Raw genomic sequence first — 11,147 nt, 5'->3', positions numbered from 1 at the left:
GGTGGTCTTCGCCCAGCCGGTGGCGGCGGCCTTGGCCGACGCCACCGCGGCGTTCACGTCCGCCGTGTCGGCGAGGGCGACGCGGCCGGTCTCCTCGCCCGTGGCGGGGTTGAAAACGGGGGCGCTGCGCCCGCTGGTGCCGGCGACGGTTCTCCCGCCGATGTAGTGGTTGATCGCAGTGGTCATCGAAAAGTCCTCGAAGGGTAGAAACAGACGAAAGATCAGGCGGCGCGGGCGATGGCATCGCCGAGAATCGACGCCATCGTGTCGATTTGCTCGGGGTCCACGATCAACGGCGGCGACAGGGCGATGATGTCGCCCGTGACGCGGATGAGCAGGCCGCGTTCGAAGCAATCGACGAAGACGTCGTAGGCCCGTGCGCCCGGTGCACCGGGCCGGGGCGCCAGTTCGATTCCGGCGACGAGGCCGATGGTGCGGATGTCGATGACGTGGCCGGCGGCGCGCAGGCCATGCATCGTGCCGGCCCACGCGTCCGCAAGCTCGGCGGCGCGCGTCAGCAGGCCTTCCCGCTCGTAGATGTCGAGGGTGGCGAGGCCGGCGGCGCAGGCTACGGGATGACCCGAATAGGTATAGCCGTGAAACAGCTCGATCACCGCCTCGGGGCCGTGCATCAGCGCATCGTGCACCGCCCGCGCACAGAACACGGCGCCCATCGGCAGGGCGCCGTTCGTGAGGCCCTTGGCGGTGGTGACGAGGTCGGGAACGACGCCGAAGTAATCCGTGGCGAAGGGCGTGCCGAGGCGGCCGAACCCGGTGATGACCTCGTCGAAGATCAGCAGGATTCCATGCCGGTCGCAGATCGCCCGCAGACGCTCGAGATAGCCCTTGGGCGGCAGAAGCACGCCCGTGGAGCCGGCGACGGGCTCGACGATGCAGGCCGCGATGGTCTCGGCCCCGTGAAGGGCGACGAGGCGCTCGAGGTCGTCCGCGAGGTCCGCCCCATGCTCCGGCAGGCCATGGGTGAAGGCGTTGCGCTCCAGGTCGTGGGTGTGGCGCAGGTGATCGACGCCCGGCAGAAGCGGAAAGACGCGACGGTTGTTGACGAGGCCGCCCACCGAGATGCCGCCGAAGCCAACCCCGTGATAGCCGCGCTCGCGCCCGATCAGTTTGGTGCGCGTGCCCTGGCCGATGGCGCGCTGGTAGGCGAGCGCGATCTTGAGGGCGGTATCGACGGATTCCGACCCCGAACCGGTAAAGAACACCCGGTCGAGCTTCGCTTCGGGGCCGCCCGGCGCGATGGCGGCGAGTCGCTCGGCGAAGTCAAAGGCGGCGGGGTGCCCCATCTGGAACGAGGGCGCGAAATCGAGGGTGGTGAGTTGGCGCTCCACCGCCGAGGCGATGTCCTGGCGTCCGTGTCCGGCATTGACGCACCAGAGGCCGGCGGTTCCGTCGAGAACGCTGCGCCCGTCTGTGGCCGTGTAGTGCATGTCCTTGGCGGAGGCGAGCATCCGGGGTGCCGCCTTGAACTGGCGATTGGCTGTGAACGGCATCCAGTAGGCGTCAAGGCTCGGTGAGTTCGCGGCTGTGTGCGGGTCCATGGCAATCCTTCGGGTTGACGTCGATGGGCCGGAAAACAGCACCGATCGCGCATCGCGAACAAGTCCTTTTCTTTGCCGCGCCATGTCCTTGAAAAGCTTGGATCGCCATGAGAGATGTTTGCAAATCCTGAACATCTCTAACGCCGCTGCGGCTCGGTGAGGTTTCAATGAGCATCGATCTTGGTGCACGGCTGCGTTACGTGCGCGGCCTTCACGGCCTCTCGCAACGCGCCCTCGCCAAGCGCACGGGTGTGCCGAACTCGACGATCTCCCTCATCGAGTCGAACGGGGTGAACCCTTCCGTCGGTGCCCTGAAGCGCATCCTCGACGGCGTCCCCATCGGCTTGTCCGAGTTTTTCGCGGTCGAGCCGGAGAGCCCGCGCAAGGCCTTCTACCGGGCCGACGAACTCACCGAGATCGGCAAGGGGCCGATCTCCTACCGTCAGGTCGGCGATACGTTGTTCGGGCGATCGCTGCAGATCCTCAGGGAACGTTACGAACCCGGCGCCGATACGGGCCGGGTGCCCCTCGTCCATGACGGCGAGGAGGGCGGCATCATCCTATCGGGCCGGCTCGAGGTGTTCGTGGACGACGAGCGCCGGATTCTCGGTCCCGGCGACGCCTACTTCTTCGAGAGCCGCCGTCCTCACCGCTTCCGCTGCGTCGGTCCGGTCGCCTGCGAGGTGGTCAGTGCTTGCACGCCGCCAACGTTCTAGAGGCATCGTCCCGAAAGGTGGTTGCCGGCTTTCGGAAAAAGATGACGCGAAAAAAAAGAGACTGAAGCATCGTCCTGGATCTTATATTCAGGGTGATGATTTAGAGCGCTTTCCGACGAAGTGGATGCCGGTTCGGCGGAATAAAGTGCGTCGAAGCAAGAGGCTAAAGACGCCGACCTGATGCAATCAATTCGGATACGGTTCTAAGCGTCAATCGGAAAAGCGCCTGCTACACCGTGGCGCCGAAGTCGAGAGCCGGCCGTGGTCGGGAGTATTGTGAGACGCTCTGAAGCAATACGAACCACTTCGAACTTCCCGGCACCTCTGATCCCGGAGTGGATGAGGCGATGCTGCCTTCGGCTGCCGCGACCGTAGCACGGCAGTTCGGCTCGGGCGCAAATCGGAACGCCCGCATTGTATTGATCAGAGCGGATGCTATATCTGTTTTGACGCGGAGTTTTTCGGATTTGCCGCCGACAAAGGCAGTCACGCCTGAAATCACAGCAATCGCTCAAATTTCATACGACTGACGTGCCATACATAGCCCCCCCCCGCTTGACGGAATGAGGCGAACATCATTCTATGCGTATAGTTATGATCGTTTGCTGACATTCAGCGTTCGAGGGCGGTGGGATGCAAGATCGTCGCGCGTTTCTCAAGGGTTCCTTGGTTGTCGGTGCCGGCGCCGTTTCCGGCGTCACGCTTCCTGGTTTGCTGCGAAGTGCCCGCGCGGCCGATGGGCCTCTCGTCATCGGGGCACCGCTGCCCATCTCCGGAGCTTTCGCCGCCAACGGCAAATTCGCGTCCCTCGGCGCCGGGTTTGCCGCCCGGGAGGCTGCCGCGGCGCTCGGGCGCAAGATCGTGGTCACGGACATCGACACCGAGGGCAAGCCGGCACCGGCCGCTCGCAAGCTGCAGGAGGCCATGGCGCAGGGGACGCGTCTGTTCGCCGGCGGCATCCTATCGTCGGAAGCCCTGGTGATGGGCAAGGAAGCGACGAAGTCGGACGGCGTCTTCATCACCACGGCGGGGGCGGACGAGATCACCGGTTCGGACTGCAACCGCGGCACCTTCCGCTGGAGCGTGCCGACCTTCGGGGCCATCGCGCAGACCGTGCGGCCGCTGATCGAGCAGATGCCGCAGGCCAAGCGCTGGTACACCATCACGCCGCAATACGTGTTCGGCGAGGGCCTGCTGAGCGCCGCCAAGGTGGTGTTCCAGGAGAAGGGCATCGAGCATGTCGGCAACAGCTACCACTCGCTGGCCGAGAAGGAATTCAGCGGCTACCTGACCAATGCCATCGCGGCCAAGCCCGACGTGCTGCTGCTTCTCAATTTCGGTTCGCAATCCTCGGATGCGCTCCGTCAGGCCGTCAGCTTCGGCCTCAAGAAGCGCATGACCATTGTGCTGGCCTGGGCTTCGGGCCTGGAGCAATTCGAGGCTCTGGGGGCAGATCTGTGCGAGGGTGTCTACTTCGGAGTGCAGTACTGGCACGGCATCGATTCGCCCCTCAACAAGGAGTTGGTGTCGAATCTCCGTGAAAGCGCGAAGATGACGCCGAACTACTCCTTCGCCGGCTCCTACCAGATCACCAAGCTGCTTCTCGACGCCGTCGCGAAGGCCGGCTCCGCGGAAAGCCCTGCCGTCATCAAAGCTCTGGAGGGCCTCGGCTATTCCGGATTGACGGGGCGTGAGGAGATTCGTGCCGCCGATCACCAGATCATCAAGGACTACTACCTGCTGAAAGGCAAGGCGAAGTCCGCAATGAAGGATAAGGACGACTTTGCCGACGTCGTGACCGCCGGCAAGTCCTTCCTTTCTCCCGAATCTGCCGGCTGCAAGATGCAGCAAGGGTGAGTGCTGAAGTCCAAACATTAGGACCTTGCGTGACCTATCTCTTTCAGATCCTGAACGGCATCGGCCTTGGGATGCTTTATTTCCTGCTGGCGGTAGGATTGAGCATCATCTTCGGGTTGCTGCAATTCGTGAACTTCGCTCACGGGGCATTCTACCTGCTCGGCGCCTATCTGGCCTACGAAGGGGTCGAGCGGGGTCTGAGTTTCTGGGTAGCGATGCCTTTGGCGGCCGTGATCGTCGCGGCACTTGCCGGAGTGACGGAACGGCTGCTCCTGCGCCGGGTCTACAAGCTGCCTCATACCTTCCACATCCTCGTGACGGTCGGGCTCGCCCTCGTGGTGCAGGAGTTCGTCATCATCGTCTGGGGGCCGCTCGGCGGCAACGTGGCGGCGCCCGACGAACTGAGCGGCGTCATGATCCTCGGCGACTTCATCTATCCCCAGTACCGGCTCTTCGTGATCGGCTTCACGGCGATTCTCGCCGCCGCCCTGTGGTGGCTCCTGGATCGGACGCGCCTCGGGGCCATCGTACGGGCCGGCTCAGAATCGCCGCAGAACATGGCGTTGCTCGGCTACGATACGTTGAGCATCAACACGGCCATCTTCGCCCTCGGTGCGGGGCTCGCCGGGCTCGCCGGTGCGCTCGCGGCCCCGATGCGGGGCGTCGAGCCCTTCATGGGCGTCGAGGCGCTCGGGATCGCCTTCGTGGTGGTGGTGATCGGCGGGATGGGCAGCTACGCGGGGGCGCTCGCCGCCGGCATCCTGGTGGGCGTCGCTCAGAGCTTGATGGCGACGCTCTGGCCCGAGGGCGCGCGCCTCGTGATCTATCTTGGCATGGCCGGCATCATCATGGCGATGCCGCGCGGCCTGCTCGGCCGGGCCTGAGGAGAAATCTGTCATGATCCCCATCCTCGACCGGCCCCTTGTCCAGTTCGGCCTCGCGACTGCCGCAGTGCTGATCCTGCCGCTCGTCATGCGTTCGGGCACCCTCGCCAGCGAGATCCTGATCTTCGGGCTGGCGGTCGCCGCCTGCAACCTGCTGCTCGGCTATACCGGCCTCCTCTCCTTCGGCCAGGGCATCTTCTTCGGGATCGGCAGCTATGTCGCCGGCCTCGGCCTCGTCCGGGCCGGGCTGCCGGCCCCCGTGATGCTGGCGGTTTCGCTGGGGGTGGGCGCCCTCGTGGCGGCGGTGGTGGGCTGGGTCTCGATCCGCCGCCAGGGCGTCTACTTCGTGATGCTGACGCTGGCCTTTTCGCAGATGTTCTACTTCCTGGCCTACACGTTCAGCGGCATCACGGGGGGCGACAACGGCTTCCTCGACATCCCGCGCCCGACCCTGGTCGGCACGCGCCTGACCGATCCGTGGACCTACTACGCCTATGTCGCGGTGCTCTTTCTCGTCCTCTTCGCAGCACTCCAGCGGGTGGCGTTGTCGACCTTCGGCCGAACCCTGCTCGCCATTCGCGACAACGAGGCACGGGCAGGCGCCATCGGCTACCCGGTGCGGGCCTTCAAGGTCGCGGCCTTCGCGATCTCGGGCGCGGTCACCGCGTTTGCCGGCGCGCTCCACGCGATGTTGATCGGCGTCGCGCCGCTCTCCAACATCGACTACCACACCAGCGAGACCTTGCTGATCATGACGATCATCGGCGGCAGCGCGAATCTGTTCGCCTCGCTGCTCGGCGCCGGGGCCTATCTGCTGGCCGCCGACGCCCTCTCGGCGATCTGGCCGCGCTGGCTCCTTGCCCTCGGCCTCCTGCTCATCGTCATCACGCTGTTCCTCCAGCGCGGCCTCTGGGGCCTGATCGAGCGCGCCATCGCCCTGGTGACGCGGGCGCCCCCGCCCGACGACCCGGCCCGGCCGGTCGGAACGACCCCCCCCGTCGCCCACGCACCGGAGGTCGCCCGATGAGCGCGCCCCTCCTCGCCACCGAAGCGCTCGGCGTCCGCTACGGCAGTTTCGTCGCCCTGCAAGACGTAACCCTTCGCATCGCCGAGAACAGCGTCCACTCGATCATCGGGCCGAACGGGGCCGGCAAGACCACCCTGTTCCACGCGCTGACCGGCCGGATCGCGCCCTCGGGCGGGCGCATCACGTTGGGCGGCCGGGACATCACCCGCACGTCGGACCACGAGCGCGTGCGCCTCGGCCTCGCCCGCTCCTTCCAGGTCACCAGCCTGTTCCCCACCCTGAGCGTGCGCGAGAACCTGCGGCTGGCCGCGCAGGGCAAGACGCCCTGGCAGGCGCTGCCCCCCTGGCGCCGGGCCGAAGCCAACCGGCCGGCGCTGGCCATGGCCGAGGCGATGCTGGAGCGCCTCGACCTCACCCGGGTGGCCCTGCGCGCGGCCGGCGAACTGTCGCACGGCCAGCAGCGGCGCCTCGAGGTCGGCATGGCGATGGCGGCGGCGCCGAAGGTCATCCTCCTCGACGAGCCGACCTCCGGCATGGGCATCGACGACATCGCGGCGATGACGGTGCTGATTCGCGACCTCGGACGCGACCACACCGTGCTCTTCATCGAGCACAACATGGGCATTGTGATGAACATCTCCGACACAGTCACGGTGATGCGGGCCGGCCGCGTGCTGGTGGAGGGGCCGCCGGGCCGGGTCCGCGACGACCCGGAGGTGCGCCGGGCGTATCTCGGCAACATGATCACCGGAGACCTCGTGTCATGAGCGGCCCCCTCGCCCTCGGCCTGGACGGGGTCCAGGGCTTCTACGGCAAGAGCCATATCCTCCAGGGCGTCAGCCTGGAGGTGCGGGACGGCGAGATCGTCTGCCTGCTCGGGCGCAACGGCGCCGGCAAGACCTCGACCCTGAAGGCCATATGCGGCCTCATCACCCCGCGCGGGGGCAGCGTGCGCTTTCAGGGCACCGAGGTCGCCGGCTGGACCGCCCACCGCATCGCCCGGGCCGGCCTCACCCTCGTTCCGGAGGATCGCGGCATCTTCAGCTTGCTCAGCGTCGAGGAGAACCTGGCCATCGCCGAGCGCAAGGGCTCGCCCTGGGCGCGCAAGGACATCTTCGCGATGTTCCCGCGCCTGGAGGAGCGCCGCCGCAACGGGGGCGCGCAGCTCTCGGGAGGCGAGCAGCAGATGCTGTCGATCGCCCGCGCGCTCCTGAGCGGGCCGAAGCTCCTCATGCTCGACGAGCCGGTGGAGGGCCTCGCCCCCGTCATCGTGGAGGAGATCGTGACGCAGATCCGTGCCATCCGGGCGGCGGGCGTGCCGATTCTGCTGGTGGAGCAGAATCTGGCCGTCTGCACCGCGCTGGCCGACCGCCACTACATCCTCGAACTCGGCCGCGTCGCCTACGCGGCCGCCAATTCCGAATTCATGGCCGACGAGGCGGCGCGCGACCGCTTCCTCGGCGTCAAGGCGGCGTGAACAGCAGCGAACCCAGGACATCCATGTCGAACCTCACCATCAACGCCGAGCGCCTCTGGGATACCCTGACCGAGACCGCCGCCATCGGTGCCACATCCGACGGCGGCATCGCCCGCCTGACTCTGAGCGACGAGGACCGCCAAGTGCGCGACTGGCTCCGGGTCCAGGTCGAGGCGCTCGGCTGCACCCTCACGGTGGATGCGGTGGGCAACATGTTCGCCCTGCGCCCCGGCCGGAACCCGGACCTGAAGCCCATCGCATTCGGCAGCCACCTCGACACCCAGCCCACCGGCGGCAGGTTCGACGGCGTGCTCGGCGTGCTCGCCGGACTCGAGGTGCTCCGCACCCTGGACGGGGCCGCCTACGTCACCGAGGCGCCGCTGCTGCTGGTGAACTGGACCAACGAGGAGGGCGCGCGCTTCGCCCCCGCCATGCTCGGCTCCGGGGTCTATGCGGGCATCTATACCGGCGACTGGGCCGAGGCCCGTGAGGACGCGGCGGGAACCCGCTTCGGCGCAGCGCTCGACGCCATCGGCTATCGCGGCGTGGCGGCACCGGGCTCCGTGCCGTTCGGCGCGATGTTCGAACTCCATATCGAGCAGGGGCCGATCCTCGAGGCGGAAGGGTGTGCCGTGGGTGTCGTTCAGGGCGTGCAGGGCATGCGCTGGTACGAGGTGGCCCTGGAGGGCCAGTCCGCCCATACCGGCTCGACCCCGATGCCGATGCGCCGGAACGCGCTGCTCGGCGCGGCCCGGCTCGTGGAGGCCGTGGAGGCCGTCGCCCTGGCACATGCCCCCGACGCCGTCGGCACGGTCGGCCATCTCAGCGTGACGCCCAACTCCCACAACGTGATCCCCGGCCACGTGTTTCTCACCGTGGATCTGCGCCACCCCGACGACGCCGTGCTCGACGCCATGGAGACGGCGATGAGCGAGGCGCTCGACCGCATCGCCGGCGACCTGTCCCTCGCCTCGCAGCTGCGTCCCATTGCCCGGACCGCCCCGGTCGCCTTCGATCCCGACTGCATCGCCTCCGTGCGGCGCGCGGCCGAGAAGGGCGGGCACGCCACCCGCGATATCATTTCGGGCGCCGGCCACGACGCGGCGCATCTGGCGGGCGTCGTGCCGACCACCATGGTGTTCGTGCCGAGCGCCGGCGGCCTCAGCCACAACCCGGCGGAATCGACGACGCCGTCGGAATGCGCCGCCGGCGCACAGGTTCTCCTCGACGCCGTGCTCGACTATGATTCCCGCACAAGCAGCGCGGCGGCCTGATGCGCCGCTCAAGAAGGCGCGTTCATGCGTATCGTCACAGCCAGGGTGAACCACGAGACTAACACGTTCTCGCCCCTCGCGACCCCGCTTCCCAGCTTCAATCCGCTCTGGGGGGCTGATGCCCTGGCGGCCGGGCGGGACGCCTCCACGGCGCTCGGCGCCTTCATTCGGTTCGCGCAGGCGCGCGGGGCAGTCGTTTCGGTGCCGGTGTCGGCTCATGCAAATCCGAGCGGGCCCGTGGCGGACTCCGCCTTCGAGGCGCTCTGCGCCGCGATTCTCGAGGCGATCCGCCCCGGCTGCGACGCCATCCTCCTTGACCTTCACGGGGCGATGGTGACCGAGAGCCACGACGACGGGGAGGGCGAGCTTCTCGCCCGCATCCGCGAGATCGCGCCCGGCACGCCCCTCGGGGTCGCCCTGGATCTTCACGGCAACATCACCGGCCGGATGGTCGACACTTGCGACGTGCTGGCAGGCTTCAAGACCTATCCGCACGTCGACATGGCCGAGACCGGCGAGCGCGTGGCCGGCATCGTCGGACGGATGCTCGACGAGGGGCTGCGGCCGGCCAGGGCCTGGATCCACCCGCCGATGCTCGCCCACACCCTGCGCATGGACACCCGCGTGGCGGGACCGATGCGAGACGCCGTCCTGGCGGCCCAGACGGCCGAGACCCGTCCCGGCGTGCTGGCGGCCACGATCTTCGGTGGATTCTCCCTTGCGGATCTCGCCGAGACCGGTGTCTCCGTCACGGTCACGGCGGAAAGCCAGGGGGTCGCCGACGAGGCAGCCCGAGACCTCGCCGCAGGGCTCTGGGGCAACCGCGAAAGCTTCGTCTATGACGAGGCGCCCCTGGCCGAGTCCATCGCAGCGGCACAGGCTGCGCTCGCCGGACCGGGCGACGGCCCGGTGCTTCTCCTCGACCACGGCGACAACTGCATGTCGGGGGGCACCTGCGACGTGATGGATGTGCTCGCCGCCGCCCTCGAGGCCGGCATCGACGGCATCGTTGCCGGCCCGATCTGCGACCCCCACGCCGTCTCCGTCCTGCACGCGGCCGGCCTCGGCGCCCGGGTCGAGCTGGAGATCGGCAATCGCGTCCCCCTGCCGGGTTTTGGCCCCAGGTCGCCGTTTACCGTGGCCGGCACCGTGGCAGCGGTCGGCGACGGCGAATACCGCATCACCGGGCCGACCTATACGGGACAGCGCTGCAGCATGGGCCGGGCAGCGGTGATCGATACGGGGAGGACCCGCATCCTCGTCAGCGAGCAGCCCCACGAACCATGGGACCTCGGCGTGTTCACCGCCTGCGGAATCAACCCGGCCGAGGCGCGGGTCCTGGTCCTGAAATCGCGGATGTACTGTCGACCCGTCTTCGAGCCCTTCACCCGTACGGTGGTGGAGTGCGCAAGCCGCGGCGTGACCAGTTCCGACTACGGGCTGTTCACGTTCGAGAAGCTCACCCGCCCGATCTTTCCTCTGGACCAGAACGCGGACTGGAATCCGCGATGAATGCGCCTGGTTCGAGGATGAAGCCGAACCTGACGCCGATGCGCCGAATCAAACTCTCCGACCAGATTGCCGAGGACCTGTGCCGGCGCATCGCCCGCGACCGTTTGCTGCCGGGTGATCGCCTGCCGAACGAACGTGCCCTGATGCAGCATTATAGCTGCGCCAAGGGGACGATCCGGGAAGCACTGAAGGCCCTTGAGGTCCAGGGCCTTGTGACGATGCAGTCCGGTCCGAATGGCGGCGCCGAAATCCGCCCGATCTCCATTGAGGCAGCTGCGCAACAATTGCGCCGCTTCTTTCACTTCCAGGAACTTGATTTCGCCCATGTCTACGCCTTGCGCCGCAGCTTGGAGGTGGCGCTCAGCATCAACGTAATCGGGCGCTTGAAGCCTCATGACTTTCAACGCCTGGAAGCGAATATCGCAGAGTGCGAGGCCGCTAACGCGAGCGGTCAGCGCAGGATCGGCCGTCTTATCGAGGTCGATTTCCACGACATGTTATGTGATGCGAGTGATAATCCTTTATTGGTATTTATGTGTCGATTCCTAAACAGCCTGCTGCGCGACCTCGTCGAGTTCCGCAGCGAAAGCCTTGTTGAACACGAAGCCTTTGGAAGTCACAACGTTGCCAGCCACCGGGCCCTTGTCACTGCCTTACGTGCGGAGGATGCCGATGCTGTCAGCCGTGAGATGCACAAGCACATGTGCTGCGCTGAGCACTTCATGCGGCGCCTCGACGCAAAGTTCCGAGAGGATCTCCTAAGCTCGGCCACCCCCGATCGAATATAATAAATCTTCGCAAATAATCTTGAAACTGATTCTCAAAGCTAAGGTTGGCAGAT

Annotated in this window: 11 protein-coding genes; 9 read left to right on the top strand and 2 right to left on the bottom strand. The window is 66.8% G+C overall.

Annotated elements, in window-relative coordinates:
* Together E4V01_RS24755 and E4V01_RS24750 are read right to left on the bottom strand one after the other, a co-directional pair.
* Positions 1 to 186: aldehyde dehydrogenase family protein (locus E4V01_RS24755; protein WP_135300215.1), on the bottom strand; the 186-nt coding region annotated here is incomplete at its 3' end.
* A gap of 35 nt (positions 187 to 221) precedes the next feature.
* On the bottom strand, positions 222 to 1,559 hold the full coding sequence (locus tag E4V01_RS24750) for an aspartate aminotransferase family protein (RefSeq protein ID WP_060770898.1): 1,338 nt from the start codon (positions 1,557 to 1,559) through the stop codon (positions 222 to 224).
* 167 nt (positions 1,560 to 1,726) lie between these two features.
* Between E4V01_RS24750 and E4V01_RS24745 the strand changes: the two genes are divergently transcribed.
* From E4V01_RS24745 to E4V01_RS24705, 9 genes are all read left to right on the top strand, one after another.
* The gene (locus E4V01_RS24745) at positions 1,727 to 2,275 is read left to right on the top strand and encodes a cupin domain-containing protein (RefSeq protein WP_135300214.1); all 549 of its coding nucleotides are present in this window, start codon (positions 1,727 to 1,729) and stop codon (positions 2,273 to 2,275) included.
* Positions 2,276 to 2,908: 633 nt separating this feature from the next.
* Positions 2,909 to 4,132, top strand: a complete 1,224-nt coding sequence (locus E4V01_RS24740) for an ABC transporter substrate-binding protein (RefSeq protein WP_135300213.1) — start codon at positions 2,909 to 2,911, stop codon at positions 4,130 to 4,132.
* 29 nt (positions 4,133 to 4,161) lie between these two features.
* Entirely contained in the window at positions 4,162 to 5,016 is an 855-nt protein-coding gene (locus tag E4V01_RS24735; protein WP_083530893.1) for a branched-chain amino acid ABC transporter permease, read from the top strand.
* A gap of 13 nt (positions 5,017 to 5,029) precedes the next feature.
* Positions 5,030 to 6,043 (top strand): branched-chain amino acid ABC transporter permease, encoded by a 1,014-nt coding sequence (locus E4V01_RS24730; RefSeq protein ID WP_135300212.1) that lies wholly within the window; start codon positions 5,030 to 5,032, stop codon positions 6,041 to 6,043.
* Positions 6,040 to 6,810, top strand: a complete 771-nt coding sequence (locus E4V01_RS24725) for an ABC transporter ATP-binding protein (RefSeq protein ID WP_060770894.1) — start codon at positions 6,040 to 6,042, stop codon at positions 6,808 to 6,810. The genes E4V01_RS24730 and E4V01_RS24725 overlap by 4 nt, the downstream gene beginning before the upstream one ends.
* Positions 6,807 to 7,520: an ABC transporter ATP-binding protein gene (locus E4V01_RS24720; protein WP_060770893.1), complete on the top strand. Its 714-nt coding sequence runs from the start codon at positions 6,807 to 6,809 to the stop codon at positions 7,518 to 7,520. Before E4V01_RS24725 ends, E4V01_RS24720 begins: the two co-directional genes overlap by 4 nt.
* A gap of 23 nt (positions 7,521 to 7,543) precedes the next feature.
* Positions 7,544 to 8,794, top strand: a complete 1,251-nt coding sequence (locus tag E4V01_RS24715) for a M20 family metallo-hydrolase (protein WP_135300211.1) — start codon at positions 7,544 to 7,546, stop codon at positions 8,792 to 8,794.
* Positions 8,795 to 8,818: 24 nt separating this feature from the next.
* Positions 8,819 to 10,306 carry a M81 family metallopeptidase gene (locus E4V01_RS24710; protein WP_135300210.1) on the top strand — a complete coding sequence of 496 codons (1,488 nt, stop codon included), beginning with the start codon at positions 8,819 to 8,821 and terminating at the stop codon, positions 10,304 to 10,306.
* Between the two features lie 17 nt (positions 10,307 to 10,323).
* A complete protein-coding gene (locus E4V01_RS24705) occupies positions 10,324 to 11,094 on the top strand; it encodes a FadR/GntR family transcriptional regulator (protein ID WP_135300209.1) in 771 nt (256 codons plus the stop codon).
* Positions 11,095 to 11,147 lie beyond the last annotated feature (53 nt).

Origin of the sequence: Methylorubrum sp. Q1, from assembly GCF_004683995.1 — a bacterium.
GTDB lineage: Bacteria > Pseudomonadota > Alphaproteobacteria > Rhizobiales > Beijerinckiaceae > Methylobacterium.
The sequence above is the reverse complement of the archived record's forward strand: the minus strand, read 5'-3'. Positions and strand labels throughout refer to the sequence as shown.